Origin of the sequence: Nitrosospira sp. Nsp18 (assembly GCF_900103145.1) — a bacterium.
Taxonomy (GTDB): Bacteria; Pseudomonadota; Gammaproteobacteria; order Burkholderiales; family Nitrosomonadaceae; genus Nitrosospira.
Genome location: NZ_FMWY01000025.1, coordinates 22,197 through 43,026, shown reverse-complemented (window position 1 = coordinate 43,026; position 20,830 = coordinate 22,197). Strand labels below are relative to the sequence as shown.

The following is a 20,830-nucleotide window of genomic DNA, read 5'->3' as shown; positions in this document are numbered from 1 at the left end:
CAGTATGACTAACGAAATCGAGCTGAAATTACGCCTGCCCTCAAACTGCGTTGCCCGAGTGCAGCGGAGTCCGTTATTGAAATCCCTGAGTATTTCGCCTTCCGTTACGCAAAATCTTTACACCGTTTATTACGATACTTCTAATTTCGATCTTAGAGGTAATGACGTGGCATTCCGATTGCGTCGTTCCGGTAGACGCTGGGTACAGAGCATCAAGGGCGGAGGCAGTGTGGCAGCGGGATTGCATCAGCGATATGAGTGGGAAACTCCAGTGCCGAAGCCACAACCTGATTTCACCAAAATCTCTGATCCCTCTCTTATCAGGTTATTCGATAACGCCGACCTGCGCGAGCAAATGCGTCCGTTGTTTATCACCGAGTGTAAACGTAGGGTCCGTACATTGCGCTTATCCGGTGGCGGTGAAGCAGAGCTTTGCCTCGATCAGGGCAGGATCGTCGTCGGCGACGCCAGTATGCCTTTTTGCGAAATGGAACTGGAATTGAAATCAGGCAGTCCATTACCGTTGTTTCAGCTTGCGCTGGATCTGCTGCATACCATTCCCCTCAGACTGGAAAATGTGAGCAAGGCGGAGCGTGGCTATGCGCTTGCCGGCATCAAGCCTCTACCGCTTAAGGCGACATCAGTTCAGCTCGCTGCCGAAATGAGTGTAAATGAAGCGTTCAAGGCAATCGCTTGGAACTGCCTTGGGCATTTGCACAGCAACGAAGCCGGCATGTTGCACGGTGGCGATATCGAATTTCTGCACCAGATGCGTGTTGCTTTGCGTAGACTGCGTTCGGCGTTGAACGTTTTTTCCAAAGCGTTTTCCAAGGCCGCGTTTGCGCCGATGGCACAAGAGTTAAGGTGGCTTGCCGGGCAATTTGGACCAGCCCGTGATTGGGATGTATTCGTGACGGAGACATTAGCCGATATTCTTCCGCATTTTTGCGACCACCCCGGCATCCTGCCGCTACAGAAAAAATGTGAGCAGATACGCCGCCGTCACAACGATGAGGCGCGCAACGCGGTAGAATCGGCGCATTATACGGAGCTGATGCTGAAGCTGGGCGCATGGCTGAGTGCGGACTCCTGGGTTACTCCGTCCGATCTGATGGGTTTGGATAATCGGGCGGGGGTTGATGGGCCTGGTGGCTCTGGCGGACTCGGCGGGTCGGTGAAAGAATTCGCCGGAACATTGCTGGCGCATCGGCACCGGCAACTGAAGAAGTACAATAGAAAACTGGCGAAACTGAGTCCGGCGGAATTGCATGAGGTGCGTATCCTCGCCAAGAAGCAACGGTACGCAGGGGAATTTTTCGCTGGGTTCTATCCCCCGAAAAAAGTGAAAGCTTACATTAAGTCCTTAGCGAAGCTTCAAGATATTCTGGGCGTAATGAACGACACGGCAATTATTGAGCAACTGCTGAGCGAAGTGCCTGGCACCGGCGATGAACGAGGTGAGTATGAAGCAGTCGGTATTATTCGGGGCTGGGTCGCAAGCAAGGCATTGACGAAAAAGCTGGAATTGACAAATGCATGGGTGGATTTCGATAAAAGTAACTCGTTCTGGTAAGAGTTCTCAGGGTCCAGGTGGCGCCTGAGCCATATCGAAAGAATAGAAATAGAAACGGACGGCGAACTCGTCCATTTGCGGTCCTGCATTTCTGACAAACAAAAAAGGCGGTCAATACTGACCGCCTTGATAGCCTTGTTATCCATCGGTTCCATCTTTCACGCCCAAAAGAAGAGGGCGTGTTTCTGGATCGATAATATATTGCCGCGTTACTTGATAACAGCTTTCAACTCACCTTTAGCATATTTATTGGCCATATTATCCAGCATGACGGGCTTTATCTTGCTTGCCTGACCGGCACAACCAAATGCTTCAAAACGCGCCTTGCAAATATCTTTCGCCGCGCCGGTGGCATCCTTGAGAAATTTCCGCGGGTCGAATTCGCTTTTGTTCTTGGCAAGATGACGGCGGATTGCGCCGGTCATGGCGAGGCGAATATCGGTATCGATATTTATCTTGCGCACCCCATGCTTGATGCCCTCCTGAATCTCCTCTACCGGTACCCCATAGGTTTCCTTCATCTCTCCGCCGTATTCGCGGATGATGTCAAGCCATTCCTGAGGTACGGAGCTGGAGCCGTGCATGACAAGATGCGTATTGGGAATGCGCTGGTGGATTTCCTTGACGCGCTCGATGGCGAGAATGTCGCCAGTGGGCTTGCGGGTAAATTTATACGCGCCGTGGGAAGTCCCGATGGCAATCGCCAGGGCATCCACTCCTGTTTGCTTGACAAAGTCAGCAGCCTGCTCCGGATCGGTAAGCAATTGATCATGAGATAGCTTACCCTCCGCTCCATGACCGTCTTCTGCTTCTCCCATACCCGATTCAAGTGAGCCCAGGCATCCCAGCTCTCCCTCGACGGAAACGCCAACCGCGTGCGCCATCTCCACCACCTTGGCGGTGACCGCTACGTTGTATTCATAGGACGAGGGGGTCTTTGCGTCTGCCTCCAGCGAGCCATCCATCATGACACTGGAAAAGCCGCTGCGGATCGCATTAATGCATACCGCCGGGGACGCACCATGATCCTGATGCATGACGATAGGAATATGCGGATAGGCTTCCACCGCTGCCGCGATAAGGTGGCGTAAAAAAGCTTCGCCCGCATATTTGCGCGCGCCGGCGGAACCCTGCATGATTACCGGGCTGTCGCATTCGTCGGCTGCCTGCATGATGGCCTGAATCTGCTCCAGGTTGTTTACGTTGAAAGCGGGCAGCCCATAGCCATTTTCCGCTGCATGATCCAAAAGTTGACGCAGTGATACGAGTGCCATTTGAGCCTCCTCCAAGTTAAAATCAGTTTATCGTGTGTCGTAATGATGAGCTGTCAGCAATGAAAGGCAGAAAATATCCTGCCCGCCTGGCGCTCAGGATCCCGGCATTCGTTCATGCTTTTTGTGTTCTCCTACCTTGACGATCTTCATCGTGTTGGTGCCACCGGCTTTGCCTACCGGCTCGCCGATAGTCATGATAATCAGGTCACCGTTGCGCACGGCGCCGCGCTTGAGCAATTCGTTTTCGGCATGATTCAGAATAATCTCGGGATCGTTCGATCCGCCACCGAACTTAACGGGATAAACGCCACGAAATAACGTCATTTTACGACGGGTATCCTCTTGGGGGCTCAGCGCAAAGATAGGCACGTTGGAGCTTCTGCGCGACATCAGCAATACCGTTCTACCGCTCTGCGTAAGCGCGGCAATGGCCCGAATTTTCAACCCCCCCGCAGTGAACATGGTCGCGCGTGCAATCGCTTCCTCTATCGTTTCCGGAAGGCCTCCCTGAAGGCGGCGGAGTTCGCTGCTCACCAGGTACTCTTTTTCTGCCTCGAGACAGACTCTAGCCATCGCTGCCACCGATTCGACGGGATACTGTCCCGCCGCGGACTCCGCCGAGAGCATTACCGCATCTGTGCCATCCAGCACCGCATTAGCGACGTCGGACACTTCCGCGCGGGTTGGAATGGGACTGTTGATCATGGATTCCATCATCTGCGTCGCGGTCACCACGAGCTTGTTGTTGGCGCGTGCCGTGCGGATCATTCGTTTCTGCAGAGCCGGCACCACTGCGTCGCCCACTTCTACCGCAAGATCACCCCGCGCAACCATGATGGCATCGGAGGCTTCCAAAATATCATCCAATGCCAAAATCGCTTCAGAGCGCTCGATCTTTGCCATTAGCAGGCTTTTGCCGCCGGCATCCCGCATCACGTCTCGCGCCCAGCGCATATCATCACCAGAGCGCGGGAAGGATACGGCAAGGTAGTCCGCCTTAAGCGCTGCCGCGGTCTTGATGTCTTCCACGTCCTTCGCGGTCAAGGCAGGTGCGCTAAGTCCGCCGCCCTTGCGGTTGATACCCTTGTTATTGGACAGTACTCCGCCCTGTTCAACCACACAGTACACCCGGCTCCCCTTGACCTCGGTAACACCCAACACAATACGGCCATCATCGAGGATAAGCGTCGAGCCCGTTTCCACGTCATTTGGCAGTTCTTTGTAATCCAGACCCACCCGTTCCTGATTTCCCAGCTCACATTCGGCATCAAGTATGAATTTATCGCCGATTTTGAGCAGAACATTGCCCTTTTCAAATCTACCCACACGAATTTTCGGCCCCTGCAAGTCCGCCAGAACACCAACGGCATGTCCCGCAGCACGTGCCAGTGAGCGGGCCAATTCGGCGCTTTCTATATGTTCCTCTCTTGTGCCATGCGAAAAATTGATCCGCACCACATCCACCCCGGCATTTATCATTCGCTCGAGTACCTTGGGGTCTCTGGATGCCGGACCCAGCGTTGCTACGATTTTTGTTCTTCGAATCATTTTGAGATAGGCGAGGCGTAGTGGTACGTCAAATCATACAAATCATTGCGCTCGCTGTTCAAGTATTTCCACGGCAGGTAGTTTTTTACCTTCCAGAAACTCCAGAAAAGCACCGCCAGCGGTGGAAATGTAGGAAACCTTGTCATAGATATCGTACTTCTGGATAGCGGCGATGGTATCGCCGCCGCCAGCCAGGGTAAAGGCCTTCGTATGCGCAATGGCCATAGCGATAGTTCTGGTACCGGCGCCAAATTGGTCGAATTCGAATACACCAACTGGGCCGTTCCATACAACAGTGCCGGCTTCCATAATAATGTCCGCCAATTCCTGGGCACTCTTCGGACCGATATCGAATATCATCTCGTCGTCAGCAACTGTATCCGCATCCTTCACCACCGCAGGCTCGTCGGCGTCGAATTTCTTTCCGACCACGACATCCACGGCAATAGGGATGGAAGCATGACGTTTTGCCATTTTATCCATCAGCATTCTGGCGGTAGGAACCAGGTTATCTTCACACAGGGATTTACCGATATTTTTCCCGGCGGCTTTCAGAAAAGTATTGGCAATGCCGCCGCCAACGACCATTTGATCAACCTTCTCCGAAAGGGATTCCAGTACAGTAAGTTTTGTCGAGACCTTCGAACCGCCAACGATCGCAACCATAGGGCGTGCCGGGCTCAGGAGCGCCTTGGCAAGTGCGTCCAGTTCTTCGGTCAGCAGAATACCGGCACATGCAACTGGAGCATATTTGGCAATACCATAAGTCGAAGCTTGAGCGCGGTGCGCTGTGCCGAAAGCATCCATCACAAACACGTCGCATAGACGTGCATATTTTTGGGCGGTTTCGTCCGAATTTTTCTTTTCGCCTTTATTAATGCGGCAGTTTTCCAGAACGACCAGTTCGCCTTCGGCAATCTCAAAATTCTGATCCACCCAATCTCGAATCAAACGCACGGGCTTGTCCAGGCGTGCAGCAATGTTGTCGGCGACCGGCTTGAGTGAATTCTCCCCGGACCAGACGCCTTCTTCCGGCCGGCCAAGATGGGATGTCACCATCACTTTTGCGCCCTGCTCGAGGCAGTAGTTAATGGTAGCCATCGAGGCGGTTATTCGCGCATCCGATGTAACTTTGCCGTCCTTTACCGGGACATTGAGGTCAGCGCGGATGAATACGCGCTTGCCTTTAAGATCAAGGTCGGTGACTTTAATGACAGACACTGGGAACTCCAATTTGTGCGGTGGAGGGAGAGCTCATGTAAATCCCTTCGATGGAGCATCGAAGGGCAGAGCGGGAGGTCGGGAAGAAGAGCCTGAAAATGAACTGTATCCAGAGCTCTTCATGATGCCGCGACTATCTATTTATTTGCCGGCAATGACACGAGCCATCTCCAGAATCTTGCTGGAGTATCCCCACTCGTTGTCGTACCAGGAAACGACCTTTATGAAATTGCCATCCAAAGCCATTCCCGCCTCCGCGTCGAAGATCGAAGTGGCGCTTTCGCCGCGAAAATCCGTGGAAACAACCTTTTGATCCGTATAGCCCAGCACACCTTTCATCGATCCCTCGGATGCTTTCTTCATGGCCTCACAAATCTCTTCGTAGCTTGCTTCTTCCTCCAGTTCAACGGTGAGATCCACCACGGAAACATCGGAGGTCGGGACGCGGAAAGCCATACCGGTGAGCTTCGTGTTCAGCTCGGGAATCACCTTGCCGACGGCTTTGGCGGCGCCAGTGGAGGACGGAATAATATTTTCTAGAATGCCGCGCCCGCCCCGCCAATCCTTGTTGGAGGGACCATCGACAGTCTTCTGAGTGGCGGTGGCGGCATGTACCGTAGTCATCAAACCCCGCTTGATACCCCAGGTATCGTTCAATACTTTTGCGATAGGGGCAAGACAGTTCGTGGTACATGAAGCATTGGAAATGATGGATTGGCCATCATATGTATTATCGTTCACCCCATATACAAACATGGGTGTGTCATCTTTGGAAGGGGCCGACATGATAACTTTCTTGGCACCCGCAGCGATGTGTTTCTGGCAAGTTTCCTCGGTGAGAAACAGGCCGGTGGACTCGATGACCACTTCGGCGCCGACTTCGCTCCATCTCAGTTCAGCAGGGTCCTTGATGGCTGTCAGGCGAATCCTTTTGCCATTGACGACCAGTGTTTCGCCGTCGACAGAAACATCTCCCTTGAAGCGGCCATGCACCGAATCATGCTGCAGCATATATGCCAGGTAGTCCGGCTCAAGCAGATCATTGATAGCGACGACTTCAATATCTGGAAAATTCTGCACTGCCGCACGAAATACCATTCGTCCAATACGGCCAAATCCATTGATACCAACCTTGATTGTCATGTTTTATATACTCCTTGGATAAAGAAAGGGGCCAGGCGAAGAAACTGTCTCCGCCTTATTGTTCGTCACGACTGATTAGAATTAAATAACGCTGTTCACCGCTTTTACCACGTTCTCGACGGTGAAACCGAAGTGCTTGAACAGATCGCCCGCGGGAGCGGATTCGCCAAATGTATCCATGCCAACCACCGCGCCTTCGAGTCCGACATATTTACGCCAGTAATCGGTAACGCCCGCCTCCACCGCAACGCGGCCCACGCCCTTCGGCAATACGCTGCCCTTGTAAGACGGATCCTGGCGATCAAAAAGATTGGTGCATGGCATCGAGACTACGCGCACGTGGACACCCGTTTCGGCCAGTGCTTTTTGTGCCATCATCGCCAATCCCACTTCGGAACCGGTAGCGATAATGATTGCCCGTGGCTTGCCGTCCGCGGCTTCAGACAGGATATAACCGCCCTTGTCGATCAATTTGATGGTGGCGGAATCACGTTTCTGAAATGGCAGATTCTGGCGACTGAAGATAAGTATGGACGGGCCATCCCTGCGTTCGATCGCTCGCGCCCAGGATACGGTTGATTCAACCGTATCGCATGGTCGCCATACATCCATGTTGGGTATATAACGTAACGTCGCTGTCTGCTCTACCGGTTGGTGCGTGGGACCATCTTCGCCCAGCCCGATCGAATCGTGCGTGAATACGAACAGATTACGAATTTTCATCAGGGCCGCCATGCGGAGCGCATTGCGAGCATATTCCGAGAACATGAGGAAAGTGGCGCCGTAAGGGATGATACCGCCATGCAGCGACAGCCCGTTCATTATCGCGCTCATACCGAATTCACGAACGCCATAATAGATATAGTTGCCCCCGTCATCGCGGTCGATACCTTTCGAATTCGACCAGAGAGTAAGATTGGATCCGGCCAGATCTGCGGAACCTCCAACCAGTTCGGGCAATTGCGGCGCCAGACCTTCAATGGCGTTCTGCGAAGCCTTACGGCTGGCGATTGTTTCTTCCTTAGCATGCACGCGCGCGATCAGCGCGTCTACATGTTCACTCCATCCTTCAGGTAATTGACCCGATATCCGTCGTGTAAACTCGGCGGCCTCGGCAGGGTACTTTTCGGCATACTCGGCAAACTTGCGATTCCATGCATCCTCCAGCTTTGTGCCTTTCGCGCGGGCATCCCACATTTCATAAACATCCTGGGGGATTTCGAATGGCAGATGATTCCATCCGATATGAGGACGGGCTGCGGCTATTTCCGCGGCTCCCAGTGCGGCGCCATGAACCTCGTGAGTATCGGCCTTATTGGGGGAACCCATGCCGATCACTGTTTTACAGCAGATCATCGAGGGCCGGTTGCCCGCCTGCTTGGCGGCCTCTATGGCGGCCTCTATGGCCACGGGATCGTGACCGTTGACGTTGGGCACCACGTGCCAGCCGTAAGCCTCGAACCGCTTCGGCGTATCATCAGTGAACCAGCCTTCCACATGCCCGTCTATGGAAATGCCGTTATCGTCATAAAAACAGATCAGCTTGCCTAGCCCCAGCGTACCGGCCAATGAGCAGGCTTCATGGGAGATGCCTTCCATCAGGCAACCATCTCCCAGAAATACGTAGGTGTGGTGGTTGACAATGTCAAAACCCGGACGGTTGAAATCTGCGGCAAGTATTTTTTCCGCCAGCGCCATGCCCACTGCATTGGCAAGTCCCTGCCCCAGAGGACCCGTGGTGGTTTCCACCCCGGGTGTGTACCCATATTCGGGATGACCCGGGGTTTTGGAGTGAAGCTGGCGGAAGTGCTTGATTTCCTCCATCGGCAGGTCATAGCCGGTGAGGTGCAGCAAGGCGTAAATCAACATCGATCCATGTCCGTTGGATAACACGAACCGGTCTCTGTCAGCCCATTTGGGATTCGCGGGATTGTGGCGCAGATGATGAATCCATAATACCTCAGCTATTTCCGCCATGCCCATGGGCATGCCAGGGTGGCCCGAATTGGCTTTTTGCACAGCATCCATGGCCAATGCACGGATGGCGCTGGTCAGGTCTTTGAACACCGGCGCGTCAAAATCTCTAAATGCTCCCATGAATACGGACTCCCTCGCTCAACAGATATATGTAGGATACAAAAACACCGCCCCCTAACCCGGGTAGCGGTGCGGGTCGGCAAAACCATTATTATCGCTTAAGATACGATGTCAGACAACATGACAAATCTCGGGCTGTCCATATCGGATGTGTTCGCGCTCCAGTAATCCGGGAAATGCGGCGGGATGATCCTGGCTTGATCGCATTGTCAAGTTGCTGATTCCGGAAATGCCGGCGTGCCATCATTTTTCGATATCAGGTATTCCGCAGCTTTATGCCCAGCAGTTTAAGCTTGCGGTAAAGATGCGTGCGCTCCAACCCGGCGCGCTCGGCGACCCGTGTCATGTTGCCATTTTCCTGATCGATGAGTTGTTCAAAATACACTTTCTCGAACATATCGCGCGCTTCCCGTAACGGCATATTCAGCGGGACACCCGCAACCGCTTGTGCCGGCGATGAAGATGCCAGTATTTGCTTCACATCATCTGCCGATATTTCATCTCCGGCGCTGGTTAACGCAAGGGAGTGCACCGCGCCGGTCAGTTGCGCAAGATTTCCAGGCCAGTCATGGTTCCGTAAGCAATTGAGCGCAGCGGTACTGAATTGCCGCAAGGGCACTTCGCCCGATTCAATATAGCGCGAGAGTATCTGGGCCGCGAGCTCAGGGATGTCTTCCCGATGTTCCCTCAGCGCGGGAACATTGATGCAAAGACCGCTCAATTGTTCATACAACCTTGGCTCATAGACACCTTGCGCGGCGAGCCCCGCCAATGGTGTCGTGGTAACGCATACGAGCCGGACGCTATATTTTTCGAGCTTGCCCAACAGTAGAAGCAGCCCTTTTTGCGCCAATCTGTTGAGGTCTCCTATCTCCTTGAGAAACAGCAATCCGCCTTTTGCCTGCTCAAGCAAATCAAATGGAGCATTCGCCAGGGCAGAGAGCGTATCGGGTTCCACCCAGGGCGTGTTGGGTCGATGCAAAAAGCGGGCGCATAGATCCACCCCGGTTCCAGGTTCACTGGTGAGTAGCAGCGGTGCGCGCAAGTTAACTACCTGTTCCAGCCGTTTTTTCAGATCTGCGATCAAAGGTCCCCTGCCCAAGCTGGCGAGGGGAAGCATTATGCTGGGTTTGACCTGTCCCCCGCGCAGTGCGCGTCCTACAGTGCTCAACAGTTTCTGCAGCGGTACCGGTTTCTCGAGGTAGCCGGCTGCGCCCATCCGCGTGGCCTCTACTGCAGTATCTATCGTGCCGTGCCCGGACATCATTACTACCGGCATGGTGAGCAGCCCGCCGCTGGCCCATTCTTTCAGCAGAGTGATCCCGTCGGTATCCGGCATCCAGATATCCAGCAGTACGAGGTCGGGCCGTGTTTGTTTGCGCCAGTTACGCGCTTGACCTGCATTTTCCGCGAGGGCAACGCGATAACCTTCGTCTCGTAAAATTTCGGACAAGAGCTCGCGTATGCCAATCTCATCATCAACAACAAGTATTGTGTTATTGCTCATAGTTCATAAAATCAATACGCATACGGTTGTGGTGGAATTCATATCTGCCGATATTCCGGTTATGAATTATCGACGGATGCTCGTCTGTATGTTCAGATTCATTTATGGCTGTTTAATCATGTGGCTGTTCGATAAGCCCTCAAATTGTCCTTCCCCGCCACCGGCAGAATCAGTGATATGCGTGCGCCGTGGGGTCGAATATTTTCGATCTGGATCATACCGCTGTGTTCCTCGATTATTTTTTTGACAATGGGTAGCCCCAGCCCTGTGCCTTTGGATTTGGTGGTAACGTATGGCTCGAACACCCGGGCCCTGACTTGCTCGGGAAAACCTCCGCCGTTATCGCTTACGCTAAAGCGTATGCCGTCGGGTGCGATTTCAGTCCGTACCATGATCGCCGGTTCTGCAACACCGATCAGTGTATCCAAAGCGTTTTGCAGCAGATTATGGATAACCTGGCGAAGCCGGGCGGAATCACCTCTCACCATCGGCAAGTCAGGAGCCAGGGCCAAATAAATATGCGGCTGGGGATTGCCGGGTGCTGCGGCGCTTGCGGCTTCATATAGTGCGAGCACTTCACGCACCAGTCCGTTGAAATCCAGCAGATGAAACTCCAGCTCCGGCGCCCTGGCATATTCACTGAATTCATTGACCATTTTTTTTAGTGCTTCCACCTGGTTGACGATAGTCTCAGTAGACCGCCGCAGGATTTGCGCATCATCGTTATTCAGCTTCTGGGCGAGTTTGTGCTGCATGCGTTCGGCGGAAAGCTGTATCGGCGTCAGCGGGTTTTTGATTTCATGGGCCAGGCGCCGCGCCACTTCTCCCCACGCGGCCGTGCGCTGAGCCTGCAATAAATTGGTTATGTCGTCAAAGACGACGACACCTCCACCGCCCGAAACAGAGGGCAGGCGTGTGCCGCGTAACAACAGAACCTGGTTGGCCCCATCCCTTGATCGCTCCAGTTGGCACTGCCACTCGCCCTTTTTACCCGAACGGAATCCTTCGAGAATCTCGGTTTTGAAAGAACTTAATTGAGGTTCACGCATTGCACATTCTTCAATAGACAATCCCTCGAGACCCGATAGCGAAATATTCAGAATTTGTCCCGCGCTCAGGTTTGCCGTACGCAAGCGCAAATTCTCGTCAAACACCAGAACGCCGGACGAAAGATTGGACAGTACGTTTTCCAGGTAAGCCCTTGCGCTTTCGACTTCTTGCTGATGACGGTGCGCAGTCGTGCGAGCTTCTTCCAGTTGCTGAGTCATGAGATTGAACGATTCAGTCAGTACTCCCAATTCATCCCGGCTCTGTACCGGGTGGCGTCTGCTAAAATCCCCCTGGGCGACGGCGCGGGTACCTTCAGCCAGCATGCCCAAAGGCGCGCTCAGCCGTTCGCTGATGAGAAAAGCGGCAGCTAAAGCAGAAAAAAGCGAGAGCAACAGCGCGAGTGTAAGCGTTACACCGTATAAACTTTTCAATCCTTCACGAGATAGCAGCAATTCCTGGTAATCGCGATACGCTGCCTGCACTATTTCCGCATCATCACCCAGTTGTTTCGGTACCAGCTGCAGCAGTTGCAAGATTTTGATATCTCCTTCCATGTCTGGTGAGCCGATTGATACTAATACCTTCAAATACAAGCCTTTGTCGGGAATAGATTCAACCGCGCCGTGCCATTTCTCCGTCTTCACCTGGTGCATCACGGCTGCACTTAACGTTTCGGGAACTGGCTCCGTTCCATCAGCCCCTAAAAAAGCGATCACGCTGCCGTCTTGATCAAACAGCGTCGCTTCCTGCACCTGTGATTCCTTCACGAGGTAGTCTAGCGTCGGCAACGGAGAACCGGGTTGCTCGGATAATGCAATTGCGGCTACCTGTGCCTTGTTGCGAAGGTCCTCTAGAAGATTGTCGAGGATCGTGCGTCCCAGGTTTAACCCGCCTTCGAGCGCCCGGTCCACTTTGACGTCGAACCAGGATTCGATGCTTTTCCCCAGGAATTGTACCGATATGCCATACACCAGCGCACCCGGAAGAACCGCCATCAGTGAGAAAATCAGCAACAGGCGCAGCGCTAATCTGGAGCCGAACACCCCGGCCTTAAGCCTGCGCCGGAGTCTCCATAGGAGATACCCCACCACCGCCATGAGAAACAAGAGGAAGCCGACATTGAGTCTGATCAGAAGCCGATATTTGCGGTCAAAAAGCCCGGTATCGGCGCCCGCAGTCGCAAGCAGGAATAGCATGACTGCGCCTAGCGCCGCAGCGATGAAAATAACGTACTTCACAGCCTGTTGTTATCTTGAAGCTTAGCCATGGGCAGCTTTGTATTCCATCGCAGCAGGCCGGAGCTCAGATCCCACTCTCTCGATCCGAGTGTCTCTACCTGAAACGGTTTAGGCAAAGCCGATATGTCGAGCCGCATGCGCAGTTCCACTGTATATTCCTCATCCTGCCTTAACTCGGAACTGGCAATGATGGGCCGGTCGCGTACCCGGCTCAGGGCCTGTAAGGCTTCCCTCAGCGTGCCGAAATTCTGCGATAACGTGCCGCGACTCAGGCGGTATTGACGAGTAAGCGCGTAATAACTCAACCCTTCACGAACTCTGCTCTGGGCAATTCGTTCGTCCAGCCAGTACCAGCGGGACTTCACCAGGTTAAGTTCGGTTACAAAATAAAGCACGATGCCTTTCTCAAGTGCATATTCCAGCTTATGATTGAGCGTTATCTCGAAATCAGCGTCAAACTGATAGCCTTCCTCAGTGGTTTCGAGCGTTACCGACGTTATCTGTATGCCGCCGTCCGCATACGCTGCAGCCACGGGCAGCAGCGCTACGCCCAGCAGCGCCATTACGGCCGCGCACACGCACAACAGCCGTGCGAAAAAATCAGGCTTTGTGAAGCAGGGCATAAAAAAAACCGTCGTGATGGGAATCCGGCAATAATTGCCCGTCAATTGCTTCAACCCTCGAAATTGGCACCAACCGGGCATCCGCGTGGTGGCGCAGGAAATTTTTTACCTGCAGTTCGTTTTCTTCTGTAAATACCGAACAGGTGGCGTAGAGCAATTTACCACCTCTGGCCAGAATCTGCCAAAGTGCATCCAGAATTTCCCTCTGTTTCGCAACAAATTGAAAAACGTCGCTTTCACGCCTCAGCCATTTAATGTCCGGGTGACGCCGCGTCACCCCCGAAGCAGAGCAGGGAACGTCAGCCAGAATGCGGTCGAACAGCTTTCCGTCCCACCACTCCGCCGGCTGAGATGCATTGCCATGAATGATATGATTGGCCTTAAGATCCAGCCGGGTAAAATTTTGTGTTATGCGAGCCACGCGCGCAATGTCGTTGTCGACCGCGGTCAATTCTATATCCGCCAGCTCCAGCAAATGTGCGCTTTTGCCGCCGGGAGCTGCACAAGCGTCCAAAACACGCATGCAGTCGCGTACGTCCAATAACTGCGCTGCCATTTGTGCGCCCGCGTCCTGAACCGATATCAAACCCTCGGCAAACCCGGGTAACCGGTCCACCGCCACCGGTTGCCGCAGCTCGAGCGCATCATTTCCTGCCGGCCATGCGTCCATGCCACTTTGACTGAGGAGATTTTGATATTCCGCGATCATGACCCTGCGCCGATTGACTCTCAAAGTCATGGGGGGGCGTTTATTACTGTTCTCCAATATCGCCTTGTAGTTTTGAGGATATTGCGCGCGGAGTTTATCTATCCACCATTGCGGATGGGAATACCGTCCTATCTCACTTTCAGCTACACGCTCAAGCAGAGCTGAGCGGTTACGTATAAAGTTGCGCAATACGGCATTGACAAGCCCTTGTACTCCCCGAGTACCCTTCTCGCCACTGAGGATGCGGGAAACTGATACAGCATTATCCACAACCGCATGCGGGGCGGTCTTGCTGTATTCCAGTTGATATAATCCCACCAGTAATAAGCAACGCAGATTCTGGTCCTTCAGCGGCTTTTTCAGCAATAAGCCAAGCAATACGTCGAGTTGGCCATAAAAACGCAGTACGCCGTAGCTTAAATCCTGAATTGCGCCGCGCTGCTGAGCGGAGAGATCGGTATGATTACGCCAGGTATCCTGCAACACCGCTGTCAGGCTCGAACCAGCCAGTACTTTTGCCACAGTTGCGGCAGCCAAACGCTGAGTTTTGGTCATTCGCGGCTTTCAAAGCGATCGCCTGGCCGCAATGAATGCCCGGAGAGAAATTCGGCGGCGCTCAGTTTTTTTCCACCCGATTTCTGCACGATTTCCAGTACGAGTGAACCCCTGCCGCAACCCACCACAATGCCATCCCGTCTTACTGAAACAATTTCACCTGGTTTGCCGAGCACATCCGCGGCCACAGCGGCTTGCCATATTTTCAATGGCATTCCACACACTCGGGAATATGCGCCAGGACGGGGATTGAATGCTCGCACTGCACGGCCGATGTCCTCCGCGCTCAAGCGCCAGTTAATTTCAGTTTCGTCTTTTTCCAATTTGGATGCGTAAGTGACGTCAGCTTCATTTTGAGGAATGGCAAAAATTTTTCCCTGCTCCAGATAGTCCAGCGCCTCTACGATGCAGCGCGCCCCCAGCAAGGAGAGCCGATCGTGCAGAGTTTGGGTGGTGTCATCCTGTTCGATTGCGATACCTCTCTGCAATAAAATGGCGCCGGTATCCAGGCCCCGGTTCATTTGCATGATCGTGATTCCAGTCTTGCGATCCCCTGCCAATATTGCCCGCTGGATAGGTGCAGCACCTCGCCATCGCGGCAGTAATGAGGCGTGGATGTTCAGGCAGCCAAACTTTGGAATGCTTAAAACAGAAACAGGCAGGAGCAGGCCATAAGCCGCAACAATCATGACGTCGGCATCAATGGCTCCCAGTTGTGCATGCAACTCGGGCTGCTTGAGCGAGTGTGGCTGCAACAAGGCAAGTTTCCGCTGTTGCGCCAGCGACTTGATTATGCCTGAAGTGGTCTTCATGCCGCGTCCCGCGGGACGATCAGGTTGGGTCAATACCAATGCAACTTCATGTCCGGCGTCTGCCAGGGCTTCAAGCGCAGGGGCGGCAAACGGCGGGGTGCCGGCAAAAATGATTCTCATCGAAAATACGCGAATTTACCCGGCGAAAGGCTGTTGCCGCTTCGCTTCCTGATCCAGAGATTCCTTGGTTTTCCCACGTATTTGCCGATAATAGAAACTCGCTGTCACATCACTTTTCGACGCTGCTTCTTGAACTTGGACTGAATACGCAATTGCTTCATTCGCGACCAGTACTCGACAAATACTTTGCCTGACAAATGATCCATTTCATGCTGGATGCATACGGCCAGCAAACCGTCCGCCTCAAGCGTAAATGGATTCCCGTCCCAATTTAGCGCCTCCACCGTGACCCGCTCGGCACGTGGCACCTTTCCAAATACGCCCGGTACCGACAGGCAACCTTCTTCATAGTCAGACTCACCGCTGTGCGCGATGATTTCGGGGTTGATTAACACATGCAACTGATCATGTGTATCGGAAATATCGATCACGATAATACGCTGATGCACATCAACCTGGGTCGCTGCAAGGCCGATCCCGGGGGCCGCGTACATGGTTTCGGCCATATCCCGCACAAAAGCACGAGTTTCCTCAGTCACTTCCGATACTCGGTTAGCAACCGTTTGCAATCGCTCATCCGGATACTGCAATATTTTTAGAAGTGCCATAAACGGGGGCGAGGCTTGAACATTAACAGTCGAAATGCAAATTCAACCATATCGTTGCGATGTTCGCATCACAACCTCTATAGATAAGAGAAGGGTTTCTCGAATTCGATGCAGAGGTGCATTATATCCTGATTTGGGTAGGAAATTCCTTTTCCAGCTCTTCACAACTTTCCGATGCCGATACGAGCGACATCGGCAATAACACGTCTCTCTTTCAAATGATAGCCTGACGGGACACTGTCACCTCAACTCCAGAACCATGGCTCTGCAACATGCAGAAAATATTATCAACTCGCTAATCGCGGATGGGAAACGGTACACTGATGCGGCGGGTCAAAAATAATGGGCGTCGGCGCTGTATTGTGTTGCTCGAGGTATACGAATAACTATGCGCGCCTCGCGTTTTGCCCAGCCGCAATTTAGACATTTTTAACGCCCCGCCATGGTTTATTATTTAAATCTGCTATACGCCGGTATTTCTGTCTTACTACGTTCCAAATGATGAAATGAAACCCATGCAGGAAATAGAATCTTGGCTCGCCCTTGGATTGGTTGACGGCCTCGGCGGCGAATCGATGCGGCGCTTGTTGAGGGCGTTCAGTACGCCTGCTGAAATTTTTTCCGCAAATATCGCCGCGCTGGAGCGCGTGGTAAAAAGAAAGGTGGCGTATAACATTGTTCAGGGGGTTGACCAAAAAAGAATAGCTGCCACGCTCAAATGGCTGGAGGAGCCGGCGAATTCGATTATTACGCTTGCGGATTGCGATTACCCATCGCTGCTACTGAACATACCGGATCCTCCCCCGCTTCTCTATTTCAAGGGAAGGCGTGAATTGCTGAATTCGCATACCTTGGCCGTTGTGGGCAGCCGCAACGCGACGCCTCAAGGTCTTGCCAACGCCGAGGCTTTTGCCGAAGCCGCAAGTAACGCCGGACTTTGCATTGCAAGCGGCATGGCATCGGGGGTGGACGCTGCGGCCCACCGTGGCGGGTTACGCGGTAGCGCCGCCAGCATTGCGGTGGTGGGAACCGGACTGGATATCGTGTACCCCGCCGGTAATCGCGAACTCGCTCATGAATTGGCGGAAAAGGGCGCACTTATTTCCGAGTTTCCATTGGGCACACCTGCCATTGGTAGCAATTTTCCGCGCCGCAATCGCATTATTAGTGGCATGAGTCGCGGTTGCCTCGTGGTGGAGGCCGCGTTGCGAAGCGGCTCTCTCATTACTGCCAGACAGGCATTGGAGCAAGGTCGCGAGGTATTCGCCGTTCCCGGTTCGATTCATTCGCCTCTATCGAAAGGTTGCCACGCACTCATCAAGGAAGGAGCGAAACTGGTCGAAAGCGCCGACGACATTTTGTGTGAGCTCGGTTATAGATTCATGCAAAGCGCGATGCTTGATGCTGATGGACGGGACGGCGAAGAATCGGTGCTATTGACGCATCTCGGCCATGACATCACCAACATCGATACCTTGTGCGTTCGGAGCGGCTTGACGATAGAAATGGTATCAGCGATGCTATTGGCGCTCGAATTGGATGGGGTTGTCGCAAGCCTGCCGGGCGGGCGATACCAGCGGCTTCGGTAGAATCGCCGCGACATGTGGCCATATAGTTATCTATAATAAAAAACAACTGAGCTGCAGACGATGCATACGAAGTAGATAATTTGTAACGTCAGCAAAAGTATGCTGGTACTACAGGTAGCGGCAGGTGTGTTATTACGGCTCAGCTTTCCTGCTATCCGGCAGGTTCTATTATCATGCGCGTTGATCGCAGTGGCCCAGGGTTTATCCCCACCTGTCGCACTTGCTAAATAATTCGCGAATGTTCACTGGAGTTTCATGGGTAAGACATTAATTATCGCCGAAAAGCCTTCTGTCGCCGCCGACATTGCACGTGTCCTGGGCGGATTCAGCAAGCATACCGACTATTTCGAGAGCGATAAATACGTGTTGTCATCAGCTGTGGGGCACCTGCTTGAGCTGGCGGTTCCTGAACAATACGAGGTAAAACGCGGAAAGTGGAGTTTTGCCAATTTGCCAATTATTCCGCCTCATTTTGATCTCAATCCCATCGAGAAAACTGAATCGCGGCTAAAGCTTTTAACCAAGCTTATCAGGCGCAAAGATGTAGATTCCCTTATCAATGCGTGCGACGCGGGGCGCGAAGGGGAGCTGATCTTTCATTACATCGCCCGCCATGCTGGAAACAAAAAACCGGTAAAGCGACTTTGGTTACAATCCATGACACCGGCTTCGATTCGGGAAGGGTTTACCAAATTACTCGATGATGAAGCCGTACAGCCCCTGGCGGAGGCGGCTGTAAGCCGCTCCGAAGCGGACTGGCTAGTGGGCATCAATGGTACTCGCGCGATGACTGCGTTCAATTCGCAGGAAGGCGGGTTCCATAAAACCACCGTAGGCCGGGTACAAACGCCTACATTGGCAATTATCATCGAACGGGAAGATATCATTAAGAAGTTTGTATCCCGCGACTACTGGGAGGTCCATGCTACGTTTGCCGCAAGTGCGGGAAAATATAACGGCCGCTGGTTGGACGAGAAGTTTACCAAAGACAAAAAGGATAGTGAGCAAAAAGCCGAGCGGTTATGGGATCAGGAAAGTGCCGAGATTGTTCGCGCCAAATGCCAGGGTAAACCCGGTGTCGTCAGCGAAGAAAGCAAGCCCACTACGGAAATCTGCCCGCTGCTGTATGATCTCACCAGCTTGCAGCGCGACGCCAACGGGCGCTTCGGTTTTTCTGCCAAAACAACACTTGGACTGGCTCAGGCATTATACGAAAAACATAAAGCGCTCACATATCCGCGTACCGACTCGCGAGCCTTGCCGGAAGACTACGTCATGACCGTCAAGGATGTCCTCGGTTCGCTTGAGAAAACCCGCTATGGTATTTTTGCCAAGCAGATTCTCAAAGCGGGTTGGGTGAAGCCCAACAAGCGAATATTCAACAACGGAAAGATTTCTGATCATTTCGCCATCATCCCAACTTCCCTCGAGCCCAGCGGGCTGAATGAAGCCGAAGCAAAAATTTACGACCTCGTCACTAAGCGTTTCCTCGCAATTTTCTTCCCTGCTGCCGAATTTCTTGTGACTACCCGCGTTACTCGTGTCGAGAACGAGCCGTTCAAAACGGAGGGTAAGGTAATGGTCAATCCCGGTTGGCAGACGGTTTACGGCAAAGACGTACAAGCTGCCGGCGCCGAGGGTGACTCGACATTGGTTAAACTGAACCCGGGTGAGGTGGTTCTTGCCGAAGAGGTTAAAGTTATTTCAAATCATACTCGGCCGCCGGCGAGATTCAATGAAGCAACGCTGCTGTCTGCCATGGAGGGTGCCGGTAAACTGGTGGAAGATGAGGAACTGCGAGAAGCCATGAGCGCAAAAGGCCTGGGTACGCCCGCAACTCGTGCCTCGATCATAGAGGGCTTGGTATCGGAAAATTACATGCAACGTGTGGGACGGGAGTTGCATCCCACGGCCAAGGCATTTTCGTTAATCACCTTATTGCGTGGACTGAAGGTGCCTGAACTCACCTCACCCGAACTGACTGGCAACTGGGAGTTCAAACTCCGCCAGATCGAGCAGGGCAAGCTCAAACGAAACAATTTCATGGAAGAAATCGCTGGCATGACGAGCCATATCGTGGAACAGGCGAAGAGTCATCGCGGGGAAACCATCAGTGGTGACTTTTCCACGCTTGAATCACCTTGTCCAAAATGCGGTGGTATCGTGCAGGAAACCTACAAAAAATTTCAGTGCCAGAAATGTGATTTTGCATTATGGAAAATTCTTGCAGGGCGGCAATTTGAAACAGCTGAAATGGAACAACTGATCACCCGGCGCGAGGTGGGTCCCCTGCAGGGCTTTCGAAGCAAGATGGGGCGGTTGTTCGATGCCAACGTCAAACTTACTGATGAGTTTGAAATGAAATTCGACTTTGGCGAGGATACGGAAGAGGATGCGGAGGAGCTTGATTTTACCGGGCAGGAACCGTTGGGAAAATGCCCGCGCTGTGGCGGCAGGGTATTTGACCACGGGATGAGTTATGCATGCGAGAAGGCTTTGGGCTCAGCGCGCACCTGCAATTTCAAGACAGGTAAAATAATTCTCACTCGTCCTATTGAACGCGAACAAGTCGTCAAGCTGTTGCACAGCGGTAAAACAGATTTGCTATCAAAGTTTATTTCAAAGAAGGGAAGACCCTTTTCGGCTTATCTGGTCATAGGCGCGGACGGAAAAGTGGGGTTCGAGTTTGAGCCGAGAAATACAAAGCAAAAAACCGCAACAACCACTATGGACGCAAAGATCGCAAAACCGAAAACCCGAAGCCGCTCATCGAAAGATTCTTTTGCCGGGTCAAAATGAGGGTTGGGACATGGGTAGGGCGGATTGTGCCCCATCATCTACATATATGCTTTCAGTTTTCTCATTTGTCAGAGCGACCCTCATAACTTGGAGCGCCGCCTTTAAAGCGGCGTCGCCTGATGTTTTTCGATATAGGAAATAATATCTCCAACGCTGCTAAATCCCTTTGCTTCTTCACTGTCGAAATTGATTCCGAAAGCATCTTCAGCATCGAACAAAAGCTGAATCGTATCCATGGAGTCAAGCCCGAGCTCTTCAAATTTCGAAGACCTGTTTATCGTGGATGCATCCAGATTCTCTGCTTTTGTTGCGATAAACTGTATGACCTTCGTTTCGATGTCTGCTGTGTCCATCTAATCTCTTC

General features: G+C 52.8%; 15 protein-coding genes. 3 read left to right on the top strand and 12 right to left on the bottom strand.

Going from position 1 to position 20,830, the window contains the following annotated elements; all coding sequences use genetic code 11:
- Positions 1–4 precede the first annotated feature (4 nt).
- The gene (locus tag BLS94_RS11160; RefSeq protein WP_090960997.1) at positions 5–1,573 is read left to right on the top strand and encodes a CYTH and CHAD domain-containing protein; all 1,569 of its coding nucleotides are present in this window, start codon (positions 5–7) and stop codon (positions 1,571–1,573) included.
- Positions 1,574–1,782: 209 nt separating this feature from the next.
- On the opposite strand, the gene fba is transcribed toward BLS94_RS11160, so the two are convergent.
- The 11 genes from fba to def form a co-directional block, all read right to left on the bottom strand.
- Positions 1,783–2,847 (bottom strand): class II fructose-bisphosphate aldolase, encoded by a 1,065-nt coding sequence (fba, locus tag BLS94_RS11155; RefSeq protein ID WP_072768477.1) that lies wholly within the window; start codon positions 2,845–2,847, stop codon positions 1,783–1,785.
- 93 nt (positions 2,848–2,940) lie between these two features.
- Positions 2,941–4,395: a pyruvate kinase gene (gene pyk / locus BLS94_RS11150; protein WP_090960994.1), complete on the bottom strand. Its 1,455-nt coding sequence runs from the start codon at positions 4,393–4,395 to the stop codon at positions 2,941–2,943.
- A 42-nt stretch (positions 4,396–4,437) separates the two neighbouring features.
- Positions 4,438–5,616 carry a phosphoglycerate kinase gene (locus BLS94_RS11145; RefSeq protein ID WP_072768479.1) on the bottom strand — a complete coding sequence of 393 codons (1,179 nt, stop codon included), beginning with the start codon at positions 5,614–5,616 and terminating at the stop codon, positions 4,438–4,440.
- Between the two features lie 141 nt (positions 5,617–5,757).
- Positions 5,758–6,759 carry a type I glyceraldehyde-3-phosphate dehydrogenase gene (gap, locus tag BLS94_RS11140; RefSeq protein ID WP_072768480.1) on the bottom strand — a complete coding sequence of 334 codons (1,002 nt, stop codon included), beginning with the start codon at positions 6,757–6,759 and terminating at the stop codon, positions 5,758–5,760.
- 81 nt (positions 6,760–6,840) lie between these two features.
- Positions 6,841–8,856 (bottom strand): transketolase, encoded by a 2,016-nt coding sequence (gene tkt, locus BLS94_RS11135; protein ID WP_090960991.1) that lies wholly within the window; start codon positions 8,854–8,856, stop codon positions 6,841–6,843.
- 256 nt (positions 8,857–9,112) lie between these two features.
- Complete coding sequence (locus BLS94_RS11130) at positions 9,113–10,363, bottom strand: sigma-54-dependent transcriptional regulator (protein WP_090960988.1); 1,251 nt, start codon at positions 10,361–10,363, stop codon at positions 9,113–9,115.
- 116 nt (positions 10,364–10,479) lie between these two features.
- The gene (locus tag BLS94_RS11125) at positions 10,480–12,651 is read right to left on the bottom strand and encodes a sensor histidine kinase (RefSeq protein ID WP_090960984.1); all 2,172 of its coding nucleotides are present in this window, start codon (positions 12,649–12,651) and stop codon (positions 10,480–10,482) included.
- Entirely contained in the window at positions 12,648–13,274 is a 627-nt protein-coding gene (locus BLS94_RS11120; RefSeq protein ID WP_090960981.1) for a DUF4390 domain-containing protein, read from the bottom strand. The genes BLS94_RS11125 and BLS94_RS11120 overlap by 4 nt, the downstream gene beginning before the upstream one ends.
- Positions 13,252–14,538 (bottom strand): 16S rRNA (cytosine(967)-C(5))-methyltransferase RsmB, encoded by a 1,287-nt coding sequence (rsmB, locus tag BLS94_RS11115; protein ID WP_090960977.1) that lies wholly within the window; start codon positions 14,536–14,538, stop codon positions 13,252–13,254. Before rsmB ends, BLS94_RS11120 begins: the two co-directional genes overlap by 23 nt.
- The gene (gene fmt, locus BLS94_RS11110) at positions 14,535–15,470 is read right to left on the bottom strand and encodes a methionyl-tRNA formyltransferase (RefSeq protein ID WP_090960974.1); all 936 of its coding nucleotides are present in this window, start codon (positions 15,468–15,470) and stop codon (positions 14,535–14,537) included. The genes rsmB and fmt overlap by 4 nt, the downstream gene beginning before the upstream one ends.
- Positions 15,471–15,574: 104 nt before the next feature.
- On the bottom strand, positions 15,575–16,078 hold the full coding sequence (gene def / locus BLS94_RS11105) for a peptide deformylase (protein WP_090960971.1): 504 nt from the start codon (positions 16,076–16,078) through the stop codon (positions 15,575–15,577).
- 506 nt (positions 16,079–16,584) lie between these two features.
- Here def and dprA point away from each other — a divergent pair.
- Together dprA and BLS94_RS11095 are read left to right on the top strand one after the other, a co-directional pair.
- Positions 16,585–17,667, top strand: a complete 1,083-nt coding sequence (dprA, locus tag BLS94_RS11100) for a DNA-processing protein DprA (protein ID WP_090960968.1) — start codon at positions 16,585–16,587, stop codon at positions 17,665–17,667.
- Positions 17,668–17,922: 255 nt separating this feature from the next.
- Positions 17,923–20,466, top strand: a complete 2,544-nt coding sequence (locus BLS94_RS11095) for a DNA topoisomerase III (RefSeq protein WP_072768488.1) — start codon at positions 17,923–17,925, stop codon at positions 20,464–20,466.
- A gap of 101 nt (positions 20,467–20,567) precedes the next feature.
- Here BLS94_RS11095 and BLS94_RS11090 read toward each other — a convergent pair whose 3' ends face one another.
- Entirely contained in the window at positions 20,568–20,819 is a 252-nt protein-coding gene (locus BLS94_RS11090; protein ID WP_072768489.1) for an acyl carrier protein, read from the bottom strand.
- Positions 20,820–20,830: the final 11 nt, after the last annotated feature.